Source organism: Streptomyces sp. YIM 98790 (assembly GCF_011421595.1).
In the GTDB taxonomy this organism is placed as follows: domain Bacteria; phylum Actinomycetota; class Actinomycetes; order Streptomycetales; family Streptomycetaceae; genus Streptomyces.
Window position 1 is genome coordinate 39,909 of the sequence record NZ_WTLH01000004.1, and the last position, 23,220, is coordinate 63,128.

Below are 23,220 nucleotides of genomic sequence, written 5' to 3' on the forward strand. Positions count from 1 at the left end.
ATGGCCGAGGACAACCGGGGCGGACCGGTCAGGGTGCGGCGGGTGTACGACCCGCCGGAGCCGGCCGACGGCACCCGGGTGCTGGTGGACCGGCTCTGGCCGCGCGGGCTGCGCAAGGCCGAGGCCGGGGTGGACCACTGGGCCCGGGCGGCCACCCCCTCCAGCGAGCTGCGCCGCTGGTTCCACGGCCCGGACGGGAACCGGGAGGAGTTCCGGCGGCGTTATGAACGGGAGCTGGCCGCTCCCGAGGCCGCGGCCGAGCTGGAACGGCTGCGGGCCCTGCTGGCGGCCGGCCCGGTGACCCTGCTCACCGCGGTCCGCGACCCGGACGGCAGTCATGTCCCGGTTCTCCTCGACGCCCTCACCCGCACGCCGCCCCGCCCCGGCCGGGCCTGACCGGGCCCGAGCCGGACCGCCTCGCCGGGCGGGGGCCCCATGGGGCGCGAGAGGTGCACCCGCCCCTGTGTTCCCGCAGGTCACAGCAGTATGGTGAGTATTGAGCCAGTGCCGCGGACAAGAATTGAGCCCGACCGGCTCAGGTCATTTGACGCCGGGCTCCTCCCCCTGCATTCTTGAGTCAGACCTACTCAAGGTATGGGCTTGGAGGATTCCGAAATGGCACGTGCGGTCGGCATCGACCTGGGTACGACGAACTCCGTCGTCAGTGTTCTCGAAGGCGGTGAGCCTACGGTCATCGCCAACGCGGAGGGCGCCAGGACCACGCCGTCCGTCGTGGCCTTCGCCAAGAACGGCGAAGTGCTGGTCGGCGAGGTCGCGAAGCGTCAGGCGGTCACCAACGTGGACCGGACCGTCCGGTCGGTCAAGCGCCACATGGGCACCGACTGGAAGATCAACCTGGACGGCAAGGACTTCAACCCGCAGCAGATGAGCGCCTTCATCCTGCAGAAGCTGAAGCGGGACGCCGAGTCCTACCTCGGTGAGAAGGTCACCGACGCGGTGATCACCGTCCCCGCCTACTTCAACGACCACGAGCGGCAGGCCACCAAGGAGGCGGGCGAGATCGCCGGCCTCAATGTGCTGCGGATCGTCAACGAGCCGACCGCCGCCGCCCTCGCCTACGGCCTGGAGAAGGACGACCAGACCATTCTCGTCTTCGACCTCGGCGGCGGCACCTTCGACGTCTCCCTGCTGGAGATCGGCGACGGCGTGGTCGAGGTGAAGGCCACCAACGGTGACAACCACCTCGGCGGCGACGACTGGGACCAGCGCATCGTGGACTACCTGGTGCAGCAGTTCCAGAACGGCCACGGCCTGGACCTCTCCAAGGACAAGATGGCCCTCCAGCGGCTCCGCGAGGCCGCCGAGAAGGCCAAGATCGAGCTGTCCTCCTCCACCGAGACCTCGATCAACCTGCCCTACATCACCGCCTCCGCCGAAGGCCCGCTGCACCTGGACGAGCGCCTCACCCGCGCCCAGTTCCAGCAGCTCACCGCGGACCTGCTGGAGCGCTGCAAGCACCCCTTCCACAACGTGATGAAGGACGCCGGCGTCCAGGTCTCCGAGATCGACCACGTGGTCCTCGTCGGCGGCTCGACCCGGATGCCCGCCGTGGCCGAGCTGGTCAAGCAGCTCACCGGCGGCAAGGAGCCCAACAAGGGCGTCAACCCGGACGAGGTCGTCGCCATCGGCGCCTCGCTCCAGGCCGGCGTGCTCAAGGGCGAGGTCAAGGACGTCCTGCTGCTGGACGTCACCCCGCTGTCCCTCGGCATCGAGACCAAGGGCGGCATCATGACCAAGCTCATCGAGCGCAACACCACGATCCCGACCAAGCGGTCCGAGATCTTCACCACCGCCGACGACAACCAGCCCTCGGTGCAGATCCAGGTCTACCAGGGCGAGCGGGAGATCGCGGCCTACAACAAGAAGCTCGGCATGTTCGAGCTGACCGGCCTGCCCCCGGCGCCGCGCGGTGTGCCGCAGATCGAGGTCACCTTCGACATCGACGCCAACGGCATCATGCACGTCTCCGCCAAGGACCTCGGCACCGGCAAGGAGCAGCGGATGACGGTCACCGGCGGCTCCGCCCTGCCGAAGGACGACATCGAGCGCATGATGCGGGAGGCCGAGCAGTACGCGGAGGAGGACCACCGCCGCCGCGAGGCCGCCGAGACCCGCAACCAGGCCGAGCAGCTCGTCTACACCACGGAGAACTTCCTCAAGGAGAACGCCGACAAGGTCCCGGCCGAGGTCAAGACCGAGGTCGAGGCGGCCGTCTCCGAACTGAAGGAGGCGATGAAGGGCGAGGACACCGCGGCCATCCGCGAGGCTTCCGAGAAGGTCGCCGCCACCAGCCAGAAGCTGGGCCAGGCGATGTACGCGGAGGCCAAGGCGGGCGGTGCCTCGGCGGCCGGTGGTGCCCAGGGCGGCGCGTCCAACGCCTCCTCCGGTGACGAGGACGTGGTGGACGCCGAGATCGTGGACGACGACAAGCCGAAGGACGGTGCGGCGTGACGCAGGACCCGAACGGCTTCGACCAGGAGCCCGAGGTCCCCGACGCCAAGGCATCCGACAGCCCGGCCAAGGGCGGCGGCCCGGACCCCGACGGGGGTGCCGCCGACCAGGCGAACCCGTCGGGTGCCGCGGCGGGCGGCGGTGCCGAGGGCGCCGCTTCCTCCGGCTCCTCCGCCAAGGAGGTGCAGGAGGTCGCCCTGACCGCCCAGCTCGACCAGCTCCGGGCCGCGCACAACGAGCGCACCGAGGACCTGCAGCGGCTCCAGGCCGAGTTCCAGAACTACCGCCGCCGGGTGGAGCGCGACCGGATCGCCGTCAAGGAGATCGCGGTGGCCAGCCTCCTCACCGAGCTGCTCCCGGTGCTGGACGACATCGGCCGCGCCCGGGACCACGGGGAGCTGGTCGGCGGCTTCAAGCAGGTCGCCGAGTCGCTGGAGACCGTGGTCGCCAAGATGGGGCTGAGCCAGTTCGGCAAGGAGGGCGAGCCCTTCGACCCGACCATCCACGAGGCGCTGATGCACAGCTACTCGCCGGATGTCACCGAGACCACGTGCGTGCAGATCCTGCAGCCGGGGTATCGGATCGGCGACCGGACGATCCGTCCGGCGCGGGTCGGCGTGGCCGAGCCCCAGCCCGGGGCCAAGCCGTCACCGGCGGCGGCCACGGGCGACGGCACGGACGAGGAGGCGGGCGAGCAGGAGGCTGCGGCCTCGAAGCAGGACAACGGTGGCTCCGAGGAGAGCTGACGCCGAGCGCGCCCCCGGCCGGCCCCGGTCCCGTGACCGGGGCCGGCCCGGCGGCGCGTCGGCGACGGCCACGGCGACGGCACCCGCACGAGGAGGGACTCTGGGGCACCGGCACCGGGACACGGCGGGAGGAGGGACACGCAGGTGAGCACCAAGGACTTCATCGAGAAGGACTACTACAAGGTCCTGGGTGTCCCCAAGGACGCCACCGAGACGGAGATCAAGAAGGCCTACCGGTCGCTGGCGCGCGAGTACCATCCCGACGCCAACAAGGGCGACACCAAGGCCGAGGAGCGCTTCAAGGACGTCTCCGAGGCGTACGACGTGCTCGGCGATCCCAAGCGGCGCAAGGAGTACGACGAGGCGCGGGCCCTGTTCGGCTCCGGCGGCTTCCGCACCGGCCCCGGCGCGGGCGCCGGCCAGTTCTCCTTCGACCTCGGCGACCTGTTCGGCGGTCCGGGGACCGGCACCGGCACGGGCACGGGCCAGGCCGGCGGCTTCGGCGGCGGGCTCGGGGACGTCTTCGGCGGCCTGTTCAACCGGGGCGGCACGGGCACCAGGACCCAGCCGCGGCGCGGCCAGGACATCGAGTCCGAGGTGACGCTCAGCTTCACCGAGGCGGTGCACGGTGCCACCGTGCCGCTGCGGATGTCCTCCTCCGCCGCCTGCAAGGCGTGCTCGGGCACCGGCGACAAGAACGGCACCCCGCGGGTCTGCCCGACCTGCGTGGGCACCGGCCAGGTCAGCCGGGGCCGGGGCGGCGGCTTCTCGCTCACCGACCCGTGCGTGGAGTGCAAGGGCCGCGGCCTGATCGCCGACGACCCGTGCGCCGTGTGCAAGGGCAGCGGCCGGGCCACCAGCTCCCGCACCATGCAGGTGCGCATCCCGGCCGGGGTCGCGGACGGGCAGCGCATCCGGCTGCGCGGCAAGGGCGCGCCCGGCGAGCGCGGCGGGCCCAGCGGCGACCTGTACGTCGTGGTGCACGTGGACCCGCACCCGGTGTTCGGCCGGCGGGACGACAATCTCACCATCACCGTGCCGGTGACCTTCCCGGAAGCCGCTCTCGGTGGTGAGATCAAAGTGCCGACGCTGGGTGGCCCGCCGGTCACCCTGCGGCTGCCGCCGGGCACCCCGAGCGGGCGCACCATGCGGGCCCGGGGCAAGGGCGCGGTCCGCAAGGACGGCACCCGCGGCGATCTGCTGGTCACCATCGAGGTGGCGGTGCCGCACCAGCTCGGGGACAGGGCACGCAAGGCCCTGGAGGAGTACCGCAAGGCGGCCGAGGGCGAGGACCCTCGGGCGGCGCTGTTCGAGGCCGCGAAGGGAGAATGACCACATGGACGGCCACGGCCGTACGGGACCGGGAGCCGGAGCAGTACCGGGTCCGGGCCCGAACCCGACCAACCCCTACGAGCTGACGGAAGAGACCCCGGTCTACGTGATCTCGGTGGCGGCCCAGCTCTCCGGGCTGCACCCGCAGACGCTGCGCCAGTACGACCGGCTGGGCCTGGTCTGCCCGGACCGTACGGCGGGCCGTGGCCGCCGCTACTCGGCGCGGGACATCCAGCTGCTGCGCGAGGTGCAGCGGCTCTCCCAGGAGGAGGGCATCAACCTCGCCGGCATCAAGCGGATCATCGAGCTGGAGAACCAGGTCGCGGCGCTGCAGTCGCGGCTGGCCGAGATGCAGCAGGCGCTGGAGGGCGCCGCCGCCGCCATGCGGCAGCGCGAGGCCGCGGTGCACGCCTCCTACCGGCGCGATCTCGTTCCCTACCAGGACGTCCGCCAGACCAGCGCGCTGGTGGTCTGGCGCCCCGACCGGCCCCGCCGCTGAGGCACTGCGCCGGTCCCGCACGGCGCGGGCGGTCGCGCCGCCGGGCCCGCCGCTCCGCCGAGGGGCGCGCGGTGCCCGGGGAGCGCGGCGCGCTGTGGCGTACACCACTTCGCACGGTTCCGGCGGTCTCCGCGAGGGGCGGCGTTGAAGCCTTTCACCCCTGCGCAGGTGCCGTGGAGGCGACATGCACGTGTGAGGTGCATGTATCCCTTGTGGAGGGATACGCGGTGCTTCGTCCCTGATGTCGATTGGGGCCCCAAACCCCCTCTCACCTGCGGCGGAACCCCCGCTGCGGCCTCCGCCGGGGGCACCGGCGCGGCCCGGTGCACCGGCGGTCCGGGGAGAGAGTGTGAAGCCGGGGGAAATGAGGGAGTAGCCGAGTCGCGTGGTGGGAATGGAACCCGCCGGGCTAGGGTTGTACATAGCGGTCGTAGTTTTTGCTTGTTCGTGTTACCCGCACGCTCGCAGTAAACGTTGTTCGCGGGCGCGCTGCTTGCCTTCAGGGATCTGGAGGAGTCGCGTCGAGACCGGCCCGGGGCGCCGTAAGGTGCGGCGCTCACGTATCCAGCCCCTGTCAAGGAGCAGTGAATGACTCAGGGAACTGTCAAGTGGTTCAACGCGGAGAAGGGCTACGGCTTCATCGCGCAGAACAACGGACCGGACGTGTTCGTCCACTACTCGGAGATCCAGGGCCACGGCTTCCGCAGCCTGGAGGAGAACCAGGCCGTGGAGTTCGAGGTGACGCAGGGCCCCAAGGGCCCGCAGGCCACCGCCGTCCGCGTGCTCTGATCCGAACCACGGCGGTCTGTACCGACTGACACGTGTCGAGAGGGCCGGTATCCCCCGGAGGGATACCGGCCCTCTCCGTGCCCTCTCCATGCGCTCTCGGTGCCCTCTCCGTGCCCTCTCCGCGCCGGCGTGCCGCCGGCCCCGGCCGGAGCCGCGGGGCCCTCGCGGGCCAGGGGCCGTCGCCGTCCCCGGGCCCGCTCCATCCTCTGCACGGACCCCGCACAGGTTTCTCAGATTCGTCTCATACTTGTGCGGCACAGTGCCGGGGCATGGACAGCACCGCTCAGACCCTGCGGCCTGCTCCGTCCACAGCGGGCAGGCCCACCGGCACCGCATCCGGCCCGGCCTCCGGCGGCGTCCCGGAGACCCCGGCGGGACCGGTCCGGCGCGATGCCGCGGTCCGCGCCGCGGCGGCCGCGGTACCGGCCCTGGCCCTGCTCCCGGCCTGGTACTGGTCGGTGGCCGGCGACGCACCCGGCGGGGCCCTCCACGTCCTCGCCCGGCTGGCCGCCGTCACCGCCGCCGTGCTCCTGCCCGTCCAGGTCGTGCTGCTCTCCCGCACCCCCCTGCTGGAGCGCCCGTTCGGCCTGCACCGCATGCTGCGCCTGGCCCGCCTCGCCGGGACGGCCTCCCTGGCCCTGGCGCTGGCCCACGCCGCCCTGGTGCTGCCGGCCAACGGCGATCCCCTGGACCTGCTCTCCCGCACCCCCGGCCTGCTGCTCACCGCGGCGATCCTGGCCGCGGCCGCCCTGCTGTGGGCGGCCGGTCTGCGGCTGCTCCGTGCCGCCCGCCGGAAGCCGTCCCGCGGGAGGCGCGGCCGGCTCGCCTCCCTGCTCCCGCTCTACGCCTTCCTGGGCATGGTCCTGGTCCTGCCGCAGCAGCTCTTGCACGACAGCGCCTCCTTCGTGCCCTCGACGGCGGCCCGCGCCTTCTGGTGGACGCTGTGGGGCGTCGCCGCCGGGGCGTTCCTGGCCTGGCGGGTCCTGCTGCCGTTCCGGCGCCACCGCCGTCACCGGCTGCGCGTCGCCTCGGTCGTCGCCGAGGGCCACGGCGTGCTGTCCGTCACCATGACCGGCCGGAAGCTGGACCGGCTGCGGGTGGCCCCCGGCCAGTTCCTCGTCTGGCGTTTCCTGCACCCCGGGACGTGGCGGCACGCCATGCCCTGCTCCCTCTCCGCCGCACCGGACGGCAGCGGGCTGCGCATCTCGGTCCGCACCCGGGACGGTGACGGTGCCGCCGCCTCCGTCCGCTCCCTGCGGCCCGGCACCCCGGTGTGGTTCACCGGCCCCTACGGCCGCTTCACCGCCCGGGTCCGCACCCGCCCCCGGGTGGCCCTGATCGGCGCCGGAATCGGCGTGGCGCCGCTGCGCGCCCTTGCCGAGGGGCTCGACTACCGGCCCGGCGAGGCCGTCCTGCTGCACCGCCACAGCGGCGGCAAACCGCTCTTCCGGCGGGAGTTCACCGCCCTGGTCCGCCGGCGCGGCCTGGAGGTCGTCCGGCTGCCCGGCCACCGCCGTGCCCCCGGCTCCTGGCTCGGCGACGCCCCCGGCGACGAGGAGCTCCCCGAGGACGACCTCGCGGCCCTCCGCTCCCTCGTTCCCGACATCGCCGGCCGCGACGTCTACCTCTGCGGGCCCGGCGAGTGGACCGCCGCCGTCCTGCGCACCCTCGGCGCGGCGGGTGTGCCTCCCCGCCAGATCCACACCGAGCCGTTCCGCCTCTGACGTGCCGCCCGGCCGGCCGATCGGGAGGGGTGCAGCCGGGCCGTCGCCTCCCGGCCCGGCACGCCGTGTGACCGGCACACCGCCGCGCACCGCCGTGCACCGGCGCGCATTGCCGGGCACGGCGGCCGTCCCCGGGGCGCGCCGCCTCCGGCGCTGGTCATCTCGCGGGCCGCGACGCCCACGAACGGGTGAGGTCGGCGGCCCGTGCCCGCCGGTCCGGTAGAACCGAGGCCCGCCGGGTGCGGCGGTCAGGGACGGTACGACAAGGGCTGGGTGACTCATGGAACGACGGGGTTTCGGCAAGGGCGTGCTGACGGCGCTGGCGGCGGGGGTGACCCTCCCGGCACTGGCCGGGCCCCGCGCGCAGGCGGTGGCGGCCGACCCGGTGGAGGCCGGATGCCGCCGTTCGCTCGACGAGTACACGCTGCCCTGGGCGGAGCAGACCCATGAGATCGTGCAGCTCGCGGACAGCCCGGTGCTGCTGATCTCACAGATGGAGCCGAGTGCGCTCGTGAAGGTGGCGCTCGCGGAGGAGAGCGGCCTCCCGCACACCGCCCATGCCTTCCCGCTCGGCGCGGCGGACGCCCGGGCGCACGGTCTGGCACTCTCCCGCGCCTATCCCGGCAAGGTCTGGTGCACGCTGGAGGGCGCACACCGGCTCCTGCTGGTGGACCCGCACCCGCGGCAGCCGGACCGCCCGCCGACCGTGCTGCGCACCCTGGACCTGCCGCCCGCGGCGCGTGGGCCGCACTATGTGGGCGAGTACGGCGACGACCTGTGGGCCACCTGCAAGGCGAGCGGGACCGTGCTGCGGATCTCCCACCGCGACCCGGAGCGGCACCGCGTCTACCGGGCCGAACCCGACCCGATCTTCATCGCCCGGCATCCGGTCAACGGCCACTTCTACGTCAGCCAGGACCGGTCGAGTGCGATCCTGCGGATCGATCCGCGCAGCGGGGACACCCGGCAGTTTCCGGTGCCCGCCGAAGCCGGGTCCACCCCGGTGGGCCTGATCGCCGGGCCGGAGGGCGTCTGGGTGGTGCTGCTGGGCACCCAGGGCGAGGGGACCGGCACCTTCGGCCGGATCGCCGCCGACGACACCATGCACTGGCACCGGCTGCGCTCCCCGGGCCTGACCGACGCCTCCCTCCTCCACCTGGCCTTCGGCACCGGCGGCACGAGCAGCACCGGTGGCGCCGGTGGCGCCGACGCGCGGCGGGAGCTGTGGCTGCTGGCCTCCTCCATCATCAACAGCCACGCCATCGACATGATCATCCACGTCGGCTTCTCCGACGGCTGGCGGCAGATCACCACCGAATCGGCCGCCGCCCTGCCCACCCAGCTCTGCAAGGCGCACCGGCTGCTCGTCCGGCCCGGCGCGGTGCACGCCACCGAACTCTCCACCGCCACCCTCGCCACCCTGCGGCCCGCCCCCGACTGCACCTTCGACCACCCCGTCACCGAGGACCGGCACTCCACCCCCGCCTGACCCACGCCGCAGCGCAGGCCGCAGCGCAGGCCACAACGGGGCCGGGGCGGAGATGCGTCGGCCGGGTGTGCCCTGCGGCGGCGAGCGGCCTGGCAGACGGCTCCGCGACGGGGGAACGCAGGGCGGGGGCGACCATCGAACGCCAACGGCACCGGCCATGGGCCGCGCACGCAGCGCGCGGGGCGGGATCAGTCCCGGGAGCGGGGTGTGCGCGGGGAGCTGCCGTACGTGCCGGACGGGGGCGGGGCGCCGGTGCGGGCGTTGAGGAAGTAGGCGCCGAGGCTGGCGGCCAGGGTCGCGAAGACGATGACGGAGTACAGGGCGAGGATGATCTCCATCACCCGCGCGTAGGGGTCGGGGCTGTCCATCGGGGTGCCGCTGATGGCGGCCAGGGCCGCCGCGTGCAGGGCGGTGGCGAAACTGTCGTAGACCCGGAACTCGTGGAGCAGTTCCGCGCTGAGCAGGACCACCATCACGGTGACCAGGGCCAGCCAGGTCAGGCGGTCACCCAGCAGCCGGGCCGCCGAGCGCGAGGTGCGCACCGCCGTGGACAGCACCCGGCCGCTGCGCAGCAGGCGGACGGAGCGCACCAGGCGCAGCACCCGCAGGAACGGCAGTGCCAGGAAGATCAGCTGCCACCAGTGGCGCCGCAGGAACCGCTTCCGGCGCGGGGCCGCGTACAGGCGCAGGGCGAACTCGGCGATGAACAGCGCCCACAGCAGCCACCCGGCCACGGCCAGGGCGAGGGCCGCCGGGCTGCCCGCGCGGGCCATGCGTTCGCCGATGACGACCAGCAGGAAGATCACCCCCAGTGCGCTCATCACCGGGGTGAGCCGGTCCAGGAGCTGGTCGGCGAAGCGTTCCCGGTCCTCGGGCGAGGACGGCAGGCGGGGCGGCCAGGGCTGGGACATGGGTCGGGGAGTCAGGAGGCCGGGGGTCAGCGGGGGGCGCCGGTGCGCGGCACGGCGAAGGTCTCGTCGGCGCAGAAGGTGCTGCCCCCGGCGTGGCCCGCGGCCGCGTCGTACCCGGCGACGGGGTCGCCGGCCGGGCCGTCGCCGGGCGGCCGGCCCGGCTTGCGCCGGGCCGCGGCCAGCAGCGCGGCGTCGCCCTGTACGTTCGCCGCGCTGCTGGACCGCAGGTCTTCGGGGGCCGGGCCGGTCAGGGCGGCGGGCCCGGTGGAGGGTGGTGAGGTGGCCGGGCGGGATGCGGCGCGGGATGCGGGGTGGAGGACGTGGGGGATGCCGGGCACTGCCGCCTCCCGGTGGGGGTCGGGGGGACGTAAGGGCGCTCCACAGGGGTAACGGCCCGCCGGACGTTCCGTCAATGCACTGTGGAAGCCATCAACGTCCCACGTCAACGACGGTATGACGCGGGTTTCCCGGGCGCGTGTCGCCGGGGCTGGGGTGCGGCACTGGTCCAGACCGGTGACCGTGGGCGCGGGCGGGCGGCAGGTTTTGCCCGGCCTTTACCGGACGGACCCGAATGGGCGCGGGCCGGTGGCCGGTATCGCAGCGCGCTCACACGGTTGCCGTATGACACACCACGCGCATGGCCACCGCCCCGGGCGGTCGCCGATATCCGCTTCCGCGATCCCCGCCCGTGTGCTGTCCGCGGCGGCGGTGCTGCTGCTGGTGGGGCTGGCCGCTCCGGCGCCCGCTGCCGCCGCCTCGCCCTCGCCCTCGCCCGCGTCCGCGTCCGCGTCCGCGTCCGCGTCGACGTCGGCGACGGCGACGGCGGCCCGGCCGTCGGCCGACGGCCGCATTCCCTGGCCCGGCGGCCCGCTGAGCACGGTCGGCAAGCTGATCTGGGAGGCGGGGGAGGGGCGGCTGGGGCTGTGTTCGGGCGCGGCGGTGGAGGCGGAGAACGGAAGCGTGGTGGTGACCGCCGCCCACTGCGCCCGGCCCCGCGGCGAGGTGGGCGCCGCGTGGTTCGTGCCCGGCTACGACCGGGACTGGTCCTCCTTCCGGGAGGACGGCTGGCGGGTGAGGTCGGTGCACGTCCCGGCCGGCTGGGACCCGTACGGTCCCATGACGGAGGTGATGGCGCACGACTACGCGTTCGTCACCGTGGAGCACAAGGACGGACGCTCGCTGCAGGACACCCACGGCGCCAGCCGGCTGCGCTTCGCGCCGGTGCCGGAACAGGGCGAGGTGACCGCCCTCGGATATCCGGCGGCCGGGCCGCACGACGGCGAGGTCCTGCACTACTGCGCCGGGCCGGTGCGGGTGCTGGGGCCCGGCGAGACGAGCCGCGCCTACCGGGGCGGGCTGCTGCTGAAGGGCTGCGACATGAACGAGGGCTCCAGCGGCGGGCCCTGGCTGTGGGACTTCGGCCCGGACAGCGGCCGGGCGGGCACGGTGATCGGGGTGACGTCGGCGGGCAACGGCACCGGCGCCCTGCTGGGCCGCCCCTTCCCGGAGGCCGCCCGCTCCCTCTTCGACACCGCCCAGCGGCAGGACCTCTCCGCCGTGCCGCGGGACCGGCGCCGGGAATAGCGGGCGACCGCCCGCGACCGCCCGGCAGCCGCGGGGAACGGGCGGGACGGGCCGGCGCTCCCCGGTCCGGCGCTCCCCGGGCCGGCGCGGCCTCGGCTCAGGCGTTGCCCAGGGCGCCGGTGAGGGCGATCCGGATCAGGACGCGGTCGGGGTCCGGGCGCGGGGTGCGGCCGTAGCGCTCGGCGTAGCGGGCGACGGCGTCGGCGATCGCGGCCGGGTCGGTGACCACGGTGGCGACGCCCTCCAGGGTCGCCCAGCGGCCCCCGTCCACCTGGCAGACGGCCACCCGGGCGCCGGGCGGCCGGCCGTCGGAACCGGTACCGGCCCCGGCAGCCAGCACATGGGCCACCTTGGCGCTCTGTTTGCGGGTGATCACCCGGGCCACCCCGCGCTCCGGGTCATAGGTGACGCCGACCGGCACCACATGCGGGGTGCCGTCCGGCCGCAGCGTGGTGAGCGTGCACAGATGCCGCTCCCGCCAGAACGCGAGATACGACGGCGCGGGCCGCCGGGGGTCGATCGCCATCAGAGGAAGTCGGAGGTCTCCAGGTCGAAGCCGAAGGGTCGGGCAGCGGCAGCGGCTTCCCGAACGGCACGCGGTTCTCGGCGGCGTAGCCGCTCGCCGTCCGGCGGTGGGGACACGACGATTTCCCCCTCGATCAGCTCGGCCCGGAATCCCTGGGGAACGTCCAGGGCGAGGAAGGTCTGGAGGAGATCTGCCGACTGCGCCGATGCATCCGACGCCGATTCGTGCGCGGCCATGACAGTCATGGTGCCTCCTCATGGGTGAGGAGGCCAGTGTGCACGGCGAATCGCCCCTGCCGGAACGATCTTCGGGCAAGTTCCCTCCGGGGGTGAGAGCGGGATGGCGGGCTGACGGCGGAACAGGTTGAGTGCGTTAGACTCAGGATTGTGGAGGGTCACCCAGGCAAGACGCGGGCTGCCGGCGGTGGACCGCCCGGCCGCCCGCACCGGACGCTGCGGTCAGGATCAGCCAGGAGGAGATACCGGAAGTGAATGGGGAGCTGACCAATCGGAGCCGGGACGCGATCAGCGCGGCCAGCAGCCGGGCGCTGACCGACGGGCATCCGGACATCACCCCGGCCCATCTGCTGCTCGCCCTGCTCCAGGGCCAGGACAACGAGAACATCCAGGACCTGCTGGCAGCCGTGGAGGCGGACCAGGCGGCGCTGCGCTCCGCCGCCGAGAAGCTGCTCGGCGGCCTGCCCCGCGCCCAGGGCGCGTCGCTGTCCAAGCCGCAGCCCGACCGGCAGCTGCTGGCCGTGCTCGCGGACGCCGCCAAGCGCGCCAGGGAGCTGGGGGACTCCTATGTCTCCACCGAGCACCTGCTGATCGGCCTGGCCGCGCAGGGCGGCCGGGCGGGCGAGCTGCTGCGCGCCCAGAAGGCCACGGACAAGCGGCTGGCCGAGGCGTTCGACAAGGCCCGCGGCGGGCGCCGGGTGACCTCCCCGGACCCGGAGGGCACCTACAAGGCGCTGGAGAAGTTCGGCGCCGATCTGACCGCCGCCGCCCGCGAGGGCCGGCTGGACCCGGTGGTCGGCCGGGACCAGGAGATCCGGCGGGTGATCCAGGTGCTCTCCCGGCGGACCAAGAACAACCCGGTGCTGATCGGCGAGCCCGGGGTGGGCAAGACCGCCGTCGTCGAGGGGCTGGCGCAGCGCATCGTCAAGGGCGACGTGCCCGAGTCGCTGCGCGACAAGCGGCTGGTCTCGCTCGACCTGGGCGCCATGGTGGCGGGCGCCAAGTACCGGGGCGAGTTCGAGGAGCGGCTGAAAACGGTGCTCGCCGAGATCAAGGAGAGCGAGGGCCGGATCGTCACCTTCATCGACGAGCTGCACACCGTGGTCGGCGCCGGGGCCGGCGGGGACTCGGCGATGGACGCCGGCAACATGCTCAAGCCGATGCTGGCCCGTGGCGAGCTGCGCATGGTCGGCGCCACCACCCTGGACGAGTACCGCGAGCGGATCGAGAAGGACCCGGCGCTGGAGCGCCGCTTCCAGCAGGTGCTGGTGGCCGAGCCGGACGTCGAGGACACCATCGCCATCCTGCGCGGTCTCAAGGGCCGCTACGAGGCCCACCACAAGGTGCAGATCTCGGACAGCGCGCTGGTCGCCGCCGCCGCGCTCTCCGACCGCTACATCACCTCCCGTTTCCTGCCGGACAAGGCCATCGACCTGGTGGACGAGGCGGCCTCCCGGCTGCGCATGGAGATCGACTCCTCCCCGGTGGAGATCGACGAGCTGAGGCGCAGCGTGGACCGGCTGAAGATGGAGGAGCTGGCGCTGGCCGGCGAGTCCGACGAGAACTCCCGCCAGCGGCTGGAGCGGCTCCGCCGCGAGCTGGCCGACCGCGAGGAGGAGCTGCGCGGCCTGACCGCCCGCTGGGAGAAGGAGAAGCAGGGCCTGAACCGGGTGGGCGAGCTCAAGGAGCGGCTGGACGAGCTGCGCGGCCTGGCCGAGCGGGCGCTGCGCGACGGCGACCTGGAGACCGCGGCCAAGCTCCAGTACGGGGAGATGCCCGAGCTGGAGCGGGAGCTGGCCGAGGCGTCCGAGGCCGAGGAGGCGGCCAAGGGCAGCGGTGCGGCAGCCAAGGACAAGCTGGTCAAGGAGGAGGTCGGGCCGGACGACATCGCGGACGTGGTGTCCTCCTGGACGGGCATCCCGGCCGGCCGGCTGCTGGAGGGCGAGACCGAGAAGCTGCTGCGCATGGAGGAGGCCATCGGGCGGCGGCTGATCGGGCAGGGCCCGGCCGTGCGGGCGGTGTCCGACGCGGTGCGGCGCAGCCGTGCCGGGGTCGCCGACCCGGACCGGCCCACCGGCTCCTTCCTGTTCCTCGGCCCCACCGGCGTGGGCAAGACCGAGCTGGCCAAGGCGCTGGCCGACTTCCTCTTCGACGACGAGCGGGCCATGGTCCGCATCGACATGAGCGAGTACAGCGAGAAGCACTCGGTGGCCCGGCTGGTCGGCGCCCCGCCCGGCTATGTGGGCTACGAGGAGGGCGGCCAGCTCACCGAGGCGGTCCGCCGCCGCCCGTACACCGTGGTGCTGCTGGACGAGGTGGAGAAGGCGCACCACGACGTCTTCGACATCCTGCTCCAGGTGCTGGACGACGGCCGGCTCACCGACGGCCAGGGCCGCACGGTCGACTTCCGCAACACCATCCTGGTGCTCACCTCCAACCTGGGCAGCCAGCATCTGCTGGAGCCGACCGAGACCCGGGAGGAGCAGCGCGAGCAGGTGATGGCCGCGGTGCGGGCCGCGTTCCGGCCGGAGTTCCTCAACCGCCTGGACGACGTGGTGATCTTCGAGGCGCTGACCGGGGAGGAGCTGGGACGCATCGCCGGGCTCCAGATCGACGCCCTCCAGCGGCGGCTGGCCGACCGGCGGATCACCCTGGACATCGCCCCGGAGGCGCTGCGCTGGCTGGCCGAGGAGGGCATGGACCCGGCCTACGGGGCCCGGCCGCTGCGCCGCCTGGTGCAGACCTCGATCGGGGACCAGCTCGCCCGGATGATCCTCTCCGGGGAGGTGACGGACGGCGACACGGTCCGGGTCAGTGCCACCCCCGGTGGCGGCCTGTTCCTGAGCCGGGCGGACCGGCCGGAGGGCGGCTGACCGGTGGCCGGACGGCCGCCGGCCGGTCGCCGGACGCGGGCCCGGGGCCGGGCCGGCACGGGGTGCGACGGGCGCCCGGAGGCATGCCTCCGGGCGCCCGTCCGCGGTTGCCAGGGGGGTGCGGGCATGGGGGAGGATGGATGTCTACCCGTACGAAGGGACCCTTCCTGTGACGATCGACCCGTCCTCGATTCCGAATTTCGGGGGTCAGCAGCCGAAGCCCGAGCAGCCGAAGAAGCCGACCCGCCCGGTCCTCCCGGACCAGGAGCTGGTGCAGCGGCTGCTGGACCAGATGAAGCTGAAGTACGTGGTGGACAAGGAGGGCGACCTGGTCGCCCCCTGGGAGAAGTTCCGCACCTACTTCATGTTCCGCGGCGAGAAGCAGCAGCGCGTCTTCTCGGTGCGCACCTTCTACGACCGTCCGCACGGCGTGGAGGACATGCCGCGCCTGCTGGAGACGGCCAACGAGTGGAACCGCCGCACCCTGTGGCCCAAGGTCTACACCCACACCCATGACGACGGCACGGTCCGGTTCATCGGCGAGGTGCAGATGATCATCGGCACCGGGGTGTGGCTGGACCACTTCCTCGCCTCCACGGTGAGCTGGATCCGCGCCTCCATCGAGTTCGACAAGTGGGCCGTGGAGCAGCTCGGCCTGGCCAAGGACGCCGACTCCGCGGTCTCCGGCGAGACCAACGGCGAGACCAACGGCGGCACCGGCGAGGCCGGCGGCGCGGACGACGAGCAGTAGCCCGGACGCGAGGAGACCCCGGGCCGTTGTGACGTAACCCGGGGTCCCTCGCGCTGCGCTCGGGCGTCAGAGGATCTTGGTGTCGGCCTCCGCGAAGTGGCAGGCGACCGGGTGGCCCGATCCCCGGTCCACCAGTGCCGGCTCCTCGGTGGCACAGATCTCCTGGGCCTTCCAGCAGCGCGTCCGGAAACGGCAGCCGCTCGGCGGGTCGATCGGGCTGGGCACGTCGCCCGTCAGCACCGTCCGCCTGCGCTGCCGTTCTTTCTTCGGGTCCGCGAGCGGTGCCGCGGACAGCAGGGCCTGGGTGTAGGGGTGGGAGGGCCGCTCGTACACGTCGTCGTGCGAGCCGGTCTCCACCACCTTGCCCAGGTACATCACCGCGACCCGGTCCGAGATGTGGCGGACCACGGACAGGTCGTGCGCGATGAAGAAGTAGGCCAGGCCCAGCTTGTCCTGGAGGTCCTCCAGCAGGTTCACCACACCCGCCTGGACGGACACGTCCAGCGCCGAGACCGGCTCGTCCAGCACCAGCAGCTTGGGCTCCAGGGCCAGCGCCCGGGCGATGCCGATGCGCTGCCGCTGCCCGCCGGAGAACTCGTGCGGGTAGCGGTTGCCGTGCTCGGGGCTGAGCCCGACCATGCCCAGCAGTTCCGCCACCCGGGCCTTGCCGCCGTCCCGCCAGCGGCCCTGCACCTTCAGCGGCTCGGCGACGATGTCGTTCACCGGCAGCTTGGGGTTGAGGGACGCCATCGGGTCCTGGAACACCATGCCCGCGTTGCGCCGCACCCGCTGCATGGAGCGGCGGTCCAGGCCGGTGATCTCCTGGCCGTCGAACCGCACCGAGCCGGCGGTCGGCTTGATGAGCTGGAGAATGGCGCGCCCGGTGGTGGACTTGCCGCAGCCGGACTCGCCGACCACGCCCAGCGTCTGGCCGCTGTCCACGCTCAGGCTGACGCCGCTGACCGCCTGCACCTGGCCCACGACCCGGCGCAGCAGGCCGGAGCCGCGGATCGGGAAGTTGACCACCAGGTCGGTGACGTTGAGCAGCGGCTCGCGCTCCCCGCCGCCGGCGTCGGGGGCGGGGGCCGTCGCGGTGGCGGCGGCCCCGGCCCCGGTGGGCCGGTTGTCCTGCGGGGCCTTGGACAGGTCCGCTGTCATTGGCCCTCCTCGCTTTCCGTGCTTGCCGTGCTTGCCGTGGTGTCGGTGGCGTCGGTGGCGCGGTCTCCACCGGCCTGCGCCGGGACGGCGTCGGCGGGCTCGCCCGCTCCGGCCGCTTCCGCCGCCCCGGCCGCCGTGGCCCGCTCGGTGTCGGTGCGGAAGAACATCGTGGGGTCCTCCGCCTCGGCCAGCCGGTCGCTGTGGTGGCAGGCGGCCCAGTGGTCCCTGCCGGCCGACGCCAGTTCCGGCTCGCTCTCCCGGCACACGTCGCTGGCCAGCGGGCAGCGCGGGGAGAACGGGCAGCCCGGAGGCATGCGGATCAGCGACGGCGGGGTGCCCGTGATCGGCCGCAGCCGCTCCTCGCCCTCGCCCTCCAGGGACGGGATGGAACCGAGCAGACCGGCCGTGTACGGCATCCGCGGCGTGTAGAAGACGTCGTCGGTGCCGCCGACCTCCACCGGCTTGCCGGCGTACATCACCAGCGTGCGGTGGGCCATGCCGGCGATCACGCCGAGGTCGTGGGTGATCATCAGGATCGCCGCGTTGACCTCGTCCTTGACCTGGAGCAGCTTTTCCAGGATCTGCGCCTGCACGGTCACGTCCAGCGCCGTGGTGGGCTCGTCCGCGATGATCACGTCCGGGTCGTTGATGATCGCCATGGCGATCATCACCCGCTGCCGCATGCCGCCGGAGAACTCGTGCGGGTAGGCCCGCAGCCGCTTCTCCGCCTGCGGGATGCCCACCAGGTCCAGCATGTGCCGGGCCTTGGCCAGGGCCTGCCTGCGGGGGACCAGGTGGTGCGCCAGCACCGCCTCGGCGAGCTGGTCTCCGACCGTGTGCACCGGGTTGAGCGAGGTCATCGGGTCCTGGAAGATCATCGCGATCTTCTCGCCGCGCAGCGCCCGCTGCTCCTTGGCCCGCATGGCCAGGATGTCCTTGCCCCGGTACAGGATCCGGCCGCGGATCCGGGCGTTCTTGGGCAGCAGGCCCATGATCGCCATGGAGGAGACCGACTTGCCGGAGCCGGACTCGCCCACGATGCCCAGCACCTCACGGGCGCGCAGCGTGTAGTCGACCCCGCGCACCGCCTTGACCAGGCCGTCGTCGGTGGGGAACTCGACGGTGAGGTCCTCGACCTTGAGCACCTCCTCGTCCAGCGGAGGCTTGGAGTCCGCCAGGGTGTAGGCGGTGTGCACCTCTTCGGCGCGGCCGTCGGACGGCGCCGCCGTCCCGGGGTGGGTCTCCGGGGCCGGGCTGTCGAGTGGTGGTGGTGTGATTCCCATCAGTCACGCACCCTGTTCTGTCGGGGGTCGAACGCGTCCCGCAGCCCGTCGCCGATGAAGTTCACCGACAGGGCGATGGCGATGATGAAGATGCCGGGCCAGTAGAACAGCCAGGGCCGGGTCACCATGGCGGTCCGGTACTCGTTGATGATCCGGCCCAGCGAGGTGTCCGGCGGCTGCACGCCCAGTCCGAGGAAGGACAGCGCCGACTCCAGCAGCACCGCCGCCGAGATCGCCAGCGTCACCGAGACGATGATGATGCCGATCACGTTCGGCAGGATGTGCTTGACGATGATCCGGGCCGCCGAGGTGCCCACCGAGCGGGCGGCCTCGATGAACTCCTTCTCCCGGATGGACAGCACCTCGCCGCGCACCAGCCGGGCCACCTGGGTCCAGGTGACCAGGCCGAGCACCAGGCCCAGCACGGCCACACCCTTGTTGCCCCACATCACCGCCACCATGGCGGCGAACAGGATGGTGGGGATGGTGATCATCACGTCGGTGATGCGCATCAGCACCGCCTCCAGCCGGCCCCGGAAGAAGCCGGCCGCGGCACCGATCAGGGTGCCCGTGACGGTGGCCACCACGCCCGTGATGAACGCGATCAGCAGCGAGATCTGCGTGCCGCGCATGGTCAGGGCGAAGTAGTCGCGGCCGATGTTGTCCTGGCCGAAGGGGTGTTCGCCCAGGTGCATGCCGCCGCCGCCGAGGAACCCGGGCACCACGCTGAGCGTGGGGCGGCCCTTGTTCACCAGGTCGGCGGAGTTGACGTAGTTCTTGTCCCACCAGCCGGGGATCGGGCCCAGCCCGATGGAGCTGACCGACAGCACCAGCACGAATCCGAGCAGGATCATGCCCGCCACCGCGCCCCGGTGCCGCAGGAACCGGCGCACGATGAGCTGGCTCTGGGTGCGGGCCTTGATGTCGAGGCCCTGTGCCGCGTCGCTGTCGCCCGGCGGACGGGGGTCGCCAGGAGTGACCGTGTGCGTCCCCGCGCTCTGGGCAGCTGTCTGTGCCATGTCGATCTCCTCCTAGGACAGCCTGATGCGGGGGTCGAGATAGGCGTAGGCGATGTCGGCGATCATGTTGAACAGCACCACCGCCCCGCCGGAGATCAGGAAGAAGGCCATGATCGGGTTGGGATCTCGCTCCCGGATGCCGTCCAGCAGCAGCGAGCCCATGGCCCGCCAGCCGAACACCGTCTCGGTCACCACCGCGCCGCCGAACACCGAGGCGATGTCGTAGGCGACCAGGGTGGTGATCGGGATCAGGCCGTTGCGGAAGGCGTGCCGCAGGATCACCGCCCGCTCCGGCAGGCCCTTGGCCCGCGCGGTGCGCACGTAGTCCTGGTTCATGACCTCCAGCATGGTGGCCCTGCTGTACCGGGAGTAGGACGCCAGGGAAACCAGCACCAGCGCCATGGTGGGCAGCGCCAGGTGGGTCAGGCTGTCCAGGTTGTGCTCCCAGTAGGTCCCCTCGTAGTTGGGCGTGCTGGGGCCGATGGTGGCGATGGGGCGGCCGTTGACCGAGTCGCTGTAGGCGGCGAACGACCACAGCATGCGGTCCATGAAGATCACCATCGCCGTGGCCACGGCGGTGCACACCGAGGCCGTGATGGCCGGCCGGCGGAACAGCTCGCCGCCGACGAACCAGCCGACGCCGACCGCGATCGCGATGGCCAGCCCCAGCAGCCCGATCACGGTGATCGGGTACGGGTTCTCCAGCACCGAGCCGAAGGCCACCGAGGAGAGGATGCCCAGCACCGCGGTGATCACCGTGGCCTTCATCACCGGGTTCCACTCCAGGGCGCTGAACAGGGTGGCGAAGCCCAGCGCGGCGGCCAGGGCGGTGAGGGCGATGACCCCGATGCCCAGGCCCGGGTTGGCGAACCAGCCGGTGGCCGACATCACGGTCAGGGCCACGGCCATCGCCGCGGTGGTGCCGCCGAAGGCGATCAGCCGGGTGCGTCTGTCCGTGACCAGCAGGGACGAGAACAATCCGCCGACAAACAAGGCGATCAGCCCGATCACCCACCAGGCGAGGGTCGGATCGGCCAGCCAGTTGTTGAACTCGATCGCCGCGAACTCCTTGAGCAGCGAGCCGACCCAGAACAGCGGGAGGGAGAAGAACACGAACGCGCTGAAGGTGACGGTCAGGTCCAGCGCGCTGTACTGGCGCAGGGCCGAGATGACGCCGAGGGCCACGCCCAGCACGATGGCCAGCACGGTGGCGCCGAGCACGAGCTGGAGGGTGGCTCCGAGCGCCTTCTCCAGGGTGGCGTTGATCTGGATACCGTCCCGGTCCGTTCCAAGATCCCATTGGAAGGCACCGGTGAGCCAGAGGAAGTAGCGGACGATCACCGGTTTGTCCAGGTGCATCCGCTCGGTCCGCTCCGCGATGGCGTTCTCGCGGCGGTTGGCGGGGAGTTCCCTGAGGTCGGCCAGGGGGTCCCCGAGGTTGGCGGCCATGACGTAGACGAGTGCCGTCGCCGAGAAGAAGACGAGCACCGAGACGATCAGCCGCCGCACGATAAAGACAAGCATGTCGCTGACTCCGGAATGGTCAGGAAGCGGGTGCCCGCGCCGGCGGTGACCGGCGGACGGATCCGGGGGTGCGGCTCGACGCGGAAGGCGGGGCCGGGGATTGAGGCTTCCCCGGCCCCGCACTTCGCTATGTGTCAGGCCGTGTCCGGCACCGCTCGGGCGGCGCGGCGTACCGCGTACCGCCGTGGGCGGGCGTGACTTCCGGTCGGATTACTCGTCGATCGTCCACTTGTTCATGGAGGCGGCGAAGTTGTCCTGGGTGGCGTTGGCTTCGACACCCTTCACGGAGTCGGAGTAGGCCAGCAGACCCGGGTGGGCGAACAGCGGGATGGTCGCCACGTCCTCCCACAGGATCTTCTCGACCTCGTTGATCAGCGGCAGCTGGGCGGCCGGGTCGACGGTCTCGTTGATCTCCTTGATCAGGCTGTCGACTTCCTCGTTGGAGTAGCAGCCGTTGTTGTTGCCCTTGCCCTCGGCGGAGCACTCGGACGGCGTGGTGAAGGTGGAGGCCCAGCCGCTCACCTGCGGGGAGCCCAGCCAGGCGAACAGCGCCACGTCGTAGGTGTTCTGCGACAGGCCGCCGTCCGGGTCGAAGAAGTTGGCCTCGAAGTACGGCTGGACGTCGAAGCCGGCCTCGTCACAGGACTCCTTGATCAGCTGCCAGGTGTCCTCGCGGCGCTTGTTGTCGGCGATGGCGCCACCGCGGATGACGGTGCCGACCGCGTCGGCCTCCTCCAGCAGGGCCCGGGCGGCCTCGATGTCCGGCTCGGCGTACTCGGCCGGGAAGGCGTGGGCCACGGCCTCTTCGTAGCCGTCCTGGAACGGCGCGATGTTGCGGACGTCCTGCGGCTCGGCGTCGGCGGAGATCGGGTTGATCAGCCGCTCGACGATCTGCTTGCGCGGCACGCAGAGCGCGAAGGCCTGGCGCAGGCGCTCGTCGTCGGCGAGCGAGCCGCTGTCGAAGTTGAGGTCCAGGTGCTCGTAGACGTACTGGTCGAACTCGACCAGGGTCACGCCCTCCATGGCGGCGAGCTGTTCCTTGATGTCCGCGTCCGGCTGCGGCTGGATGACATGCACGTCACCGTTCTCCAGAGCCTGCGGCTGCTCGGTGCCGGGCACCAGGCGGAAGACGATCTCGGAGACGCCGGGCGGGGTGCCCCAGTACTCCTCGTTGTAGGCGATGGAGACGGACTCGCCGGGGGCGTAGTTGGAGATCTTGAACGGACCCGAGGAAGGCATCAGCGCCGCGTCGGGCATCGCGCCCTGGAACAGCCAGCCCTCGTTGAAGAAGTCACCGGCGGCCTTCAGGCCCTGGGCGTCGCCGTCCAGGATGGCCTGGGACATCTCCGCGGAGTCGGCGAAGCCGCCCTGCTCGGCCACGACGTGCGCGGGCATCATCGGGTAGCCGTTGCTGGGGCCGTTGGACTCCCAGTCGGCGAACGGCTTGTCGTACTTCAGCGTGAAGGTCTTGGCGGCCGGGTCCTCGCAGACCGGGGTGGTGACATCCTCCACACCGTCGGTGCCGACCACGGAGAAGACCGGGGTCTCCTGGACTTCCTTCTCGCCCGTGGGCTCGCCGGTCTCCTCGTCGATGACGTCGACCTCGCGGTCCACCGTGAGGTGGCCGGCGTTCTGGGCCCACCACAGCAGGGCGTCGTCACAGGCGATCGGGTCGCCGTCGGACCAGGTGGCATCCTCGGCAATGGTGTACTCGACGGTCAGCGGGTCGTCCGAGACCTTCTCGTAGGTCCCGAACTCCTCGTTCCGCATGATCGTGCCGTCTGCGGCGAACTGCCAGAAACCGGTGGTCACCCACTTGTTGACCATCGAGTTCTTGTAGGAGTTCGTCGACGCCGTGGTGTCGTTGTAGGAGTCGTACTCCTGGTCGTTGGCGACGTAGATCGTGCCGGTGGGACCGGACGCGGTGGTCGGGTCCTTGCTCTTGTCGTTGTCGCTGCTGCTTCCACCGCCGCTGCACGCAGAGAGGGCCAGAGCCCCCCCAAGTGCCGCGGCGACCAGCTTCGACGTAGTGCCGAATCGGGTCATCTTCGGGCCTTCCGCGGTGTGATGACTTCGGGTGTGAAGTTGCGGGAAGCTTCCTCACTCGACGGCCCGGTAACAAGTGCGTTCGGGTGACCGTTGTCTACCCGAGACAGGAAACAGGCTGAGCTGTGATCAGCAATTTTGGACAAAGCTCTCTATAGCCGTACAAAAGATCGACCCCTATGAGCGGTAACCGTGCATCACCGTCCGTAATCCGGGCGGATTCGATGGGCATGTCCGCATGTCGCTTTCTCGGCTTGT

General features: G+C 72.0%; 19 protein-coding genes and 1 pseudogene. 11 read left to right on the forward strand and 9 right to left on the reverse strand.

The window, feature by feature from the left end:
* The 8 genes from GQS09_RS01355 (at window position 1) to GQS09_RS01390 (ending at window position 9,051) form a co-directional block, all read left to right on the forward strand.
* Window positions 1–396 carry a DUF488 domain-containing protein gene (locus GQS09_RS01355; protein ID WP_165984085.1) on the forward strand — a complete coding sequence of 132 codons (396 nt, stop codon included), beginning with the start codon at window positions 1–3 and terminating at the stop codon, window positions 394–396.
* A gap of 219 nt (window positions 397–615) precedes the next feature.
* Window positions 616–2,472, forward strand: a complete 1,857-nt coding sequence (gene dnaK / locus GQS09_RS01360; RefSeq protein WP_165984086.1) for a molecular chaperone DnaK — start codon at window positions 616–618, stop codon at window positions 2,470–2,472.
* Complete coding sequence (grpE, locus tag GQS09_RS01365) at window positions 2,469–3,218, forward strand: nucleotide exchange factor GrpE (protein WP_165984087.1); 750 nt, start codon at window positions 2,469–2,471, stop codon at window positions 3,216–3,218. Before dnaK ends, grpE begins: the two co-directional genes overlap by 4 nt.
* 144 nt (window positions 3,219–3,362) lie before the next feature.
* Window positions 3,363–4,550, forward strand: coding sequence for a molecular chaperone DnaJ (gene dnaJ / locus GQS09_RS01370; protein WP_165984088.1), 1,188 nt, complete (start codon window positions 3,363–3,365; stop codon window positions 4,548–4,550).
* A 4-nt stretch (window positions 4,551–4,554) separates the two neighbouring features.
* Window positions 4,555–5,049, forward strand: coding sequence for a heat shock protein transcriptional repressor HspR (locus tag GQS09_RS01375; protein ID WP_243761018.1), 495 nt, complete (start codon window positions 4,555–4,557; stop codon window positions 5,047–5,049).
* A 588-nt stretch (window positions 5,050–5,637) separates the two neighbouring features.
* On the forward strand, window positions 5,638–5,838 hold the full coding sequence (locus GQS09_RS01380) for a cold-shock protein (RefSeq protein WP_165984089.1): 201 nt from the start codon (window positions 5,638–5,640) through the stop codon (window positions 5,836–5,838).
* Between the two features lie 269 nt (window positions 5,839–6,107).
* A complete protein-coding gene (locus GQS09_RS01385; RefSeq protein ID WP_207957338.1) occupies window positions 6,108–7,562 on the forward strand; it encodes a hypothetical protein in 1,455 nt (484 codons plus the stop codon).
* A 280-nt stretch (window positions 7,563–7,842) separates the two neighbouring features.
* Window positions 7,843–9,051, forward strand: a complete 1,209-nt coding sequence (locus GQS09_RS01390) for a hypothetical protein (RefSeq protein ID WP_165984090.1) — start codon at window positions 7,843–7,845, stop codon at window positions 9,049–9,051.
* 188 nt (window positions 9,052–9,239) lie between these two features.
* Here the strand turns inward: GQS09_RS01390 and GQS09_RS01395 are convergent, their stop codons facing one another.
* Window positions 9,240–9,962 (reverse strand): ion transporter, encoded by a 723-nt coding sequence (locus GQS09_RS01395; RefSeq protein WP_207957339.1) that lies wholly within the window; start codon window positions 9,960–9,962, stop codon window positions 9,240–9,242.
* 26 nt (window positions 9,963–9,988) lie between these two features.
* Window positions 9,989–10,300: a hypothetical protein gene (locus tag GQS09_RS01400; protein WP_165984091.1), complete on the reverse strand. Its 312-nt coding sequence runs from the start codon at window positions 10,298–10,300 to the stop codon at window positions 9,989–9,991.
* Between the two features lie 352 nt (window positions 10,301–10,652).
* On the opposite strand from GQS09_RS01400, the gene GQS09_RS01405 reads away from it, so the two are divergent.
* Complete coding sequence (locus GQS09_RS01405) at window positions 10,653–11,546, forward strand: serine protease (RefSeq protein WP_165984092.1); 894 nt, start codon at window positions 10,653–10,655, stop codon at window positions 11,544–11,546.
* A gap of 97 nt (window positions 11,547–11,643) precedes the next feature.
* On the opposite strand, the gene GQS09_RS01410 is transcribed toward GQS09_RS01405, so the two are convergent.
* On the reverse strand, window positions 11,644–12,072 hold the full coding sequence (locus GQS09_RS01410; protein ID WP_165984093.1) for a pyridoxamine 5'-phosphate oxidase family protein: 429 nt from the start codon (window positions 12,070–12,072) through the stop codon (window positions 11,644–11,646).
* Between the two features lie 92 nt (window positions 12,073–12,164).
* Window positions 12,165–12,317 (reverse strand): annotated as a pseudogene (locus GQS09_RS01415) (Uma2 family endonuclease); the annotation flags it as partial.
* Window positions 12,318–12,559: 242 nt separating this feature from the next.
* Between GQS09_RS01415 and clpB the strand changes: the two are divergent.
* Together clpB and GQS09_RS01425 are read left to right on the forward strand one after the other, a co-directional pair.
* Window positions 12,560–15,181 carry an ATP-dependent chaperone ClpB gene (clpB, locus tag GQS09_RS01420; protein WP_165984094.1) on the forward strand — a complete coding sequence of 874 codons (2,622 nt, stop codon included), beginning with the start codon at window positions 12,560–12,562 and terminating at the stop codon, window positions 15,179–15,181.
* A gap of 169 nt (window positions 15,182–15,350) precedes the next feature.
* Window positions 15,351–15,932, forward strand: a complete 582-nt coding sequence (locus GQS09_RS01425) for a YbjN domain-containing protein (protein WP_165984095.1) — start codon at window positions 15,351–15,353, stop codon at window positions 15,930–15,932.
* 66 nt (window positions 15,933–15,998) lie between these two features.
* On the opposite strand, the gene GQS09_RS01430 is transcribed toward GQS09_RS01425, so the two are convergent.
* The 5 genes from GQS09_RS01430 to GQS09_RS01450 form a co-directional block, all read right to left on the reverse strand.
* The gene (locus GQS09_RS01430) at window positions 15,999–17,090 is read right to left on the reverse strand and encodes an ABC transporter ATP-binding protein (protein WP_165984096.1); all 1,092 of its coding nucleotides are present in this window, start codon (window positions 17,088–17,090) and stop codon (window positions 15,999–16,001) included.
* Window positions 17,087–18,373 carry an ABC transporter ATP-binding protein gene (locus tag GQS09_RS01435; protein WP_165984097.1) on the reverse strand — a complete coding sequence of 429 codons (1,287 nt, stop codon included), beginning with the start codon at window positions 18,371–18,373 and terminating at the stop codon, window positions 17,087–17,089. Before GQS09_RS01435 ends, GQS09_RS01430 begins: the two co-directional genes overlap by 4 nt.
* Complete coding sequence (locus tag GQS09_RS01440) at window positions 18,373–19,392, reverse strand: ABC transporter permease (protein WP_165984098.1); 1,020 nt, start codon at window positions 19,390–19,392, stop codon at window positions 18,373–18,375. Before GQS09_RS01440 ends, GQS09_RS01435 begins: the two co-directional genes overlap by 1 nt.
* Window positions 19,393–19,404: 12 nt before the next feature.
* Window positions 19,405–20,916 carry an ABC transporter permease gene (locus GQS09_RS01445; protein WP_165984099.1) on the reverse strand — a complete coding sequence of 504 codons (1,512 nt, stop codon included), beginning with the start codon at window positions 20,914–20,916 and terminating at the stop codon, window positions 19,405–19,407.
* A gap of 210 nt (window positions 20,917–21,126) precedes the next feature.
* Complete coding sequence (locus GQS09_RS01450; protein WP_165984100.1) at window positions 21,127–22,962, reverse strand: ABC transporter substrate-binding protein; 1,836 nt, start codon at window positions 22,960–22,962, stop codon at window positions 21,127–21,129.
* Between the last annotated feature and the right edge of the window lie 258 nt (window positions 22,963–23,220).

What these genes read in the sequence shown, in the direction of transcription:
- dnaK (WP_165984086.1), top strand. Translation starts at nt 616, where the DNA reads ATGGCACGTGCGGTCGGCATCGACCTGGGTACGACGAACTCCGTCGTC.
- GQS09_RS01380 (WP_165984089.1), top strand. Translation starts at nt 5,638, where the DNA reads ATGACTCAGGGAACTGTCAAGTGGTTCAACGCGGAGAAGGGCTACGGC.
- GQS09_RS01440 (WP_165984098.1), bottom strand. Translation starts at nt 19,392, where the DNA reads ATGGCACAGACAGCTGCCCAGAGCGCGGGGACGCACACGGTCACTCCT.
- GQS09_RS01450 (WP_165984100.1), bottom strand. Translation starts at nt 22,962, where the DNA reads ATGACCCGATTCGGCACTACGTCGAAGCTGGTCGCCGCGGCACTTGGG.
- GQS09_RS01395 (WP_207957339.1), bottom strand. Translation starts at nt 9,962, where the DNA reads ATGTCCCAGCCCTGGCCGCCCCGCCTGCCGTCCTCGCCCGAGGACCGG.
- GQS09_RS01375 (WP_243761018.1), top strand. Translation starts at nt 4,555, where the DNA reads ATGGACGGCCACGGCCGTACGGGACCGGGAGCCGGAGCAGTACCGGGT.
- GQS09_RS01445 (WP_165984099.1), bottom strand. Translation starts at nt 20,916, where the DNA reads ATGCTTGTCTTTATCGTGCGGCGGCTGATCGTCTCGGTGCTCGTCTTC.
- GQS09_RS01355 (WP_165984085.1), top strand. Translation starts at nt 1, where the DNA reads ATGGCCGAGGACAACCGGGGCGGACCGGTCAGGGTGCGGCGGGTGTAC.
- GQS09_RS01435 (WP_165984097.1), bottom strand. Translation starts at nt 18,373, where the DNA reads ATGGGAATCACACCACCACCACTCGACAGCCCGGCCCCGGAGACCCAC.
- GQS09_RS01385 (WP_207957338.1), top strand. Translation starts at nt 6,108, where the DNA reads ATGGACAGCACCGCTCAGACCCTGCGGCCTGCTCCGTCCACAGCGGGC.
- GQS09_RS01410 (WP_165984093.1), bottom strand. Translation starts at nt 12,072, where the DNA reads ATGGCGATCGACCCCCGGCGGCCCGCGCCGTCGTATCTCGCGTTCTGG.
- GQS09_RS01390 (WP_165984090.1), top strand. Translation starts at nt 7,843, where the DNA reads ATGGAACGACGGGGTTTCGGCAAGGGCGTGCTGACGGCGCTGGCGGCG.
- GQS09_RS01430 (WP_165984096.1), bottom strand. Translation starts at nt 17,090, where the DNA reads ATGACAGCGGACCTGTCCAAGGCCCCGCAGGACAACCGGCCCACCGGG.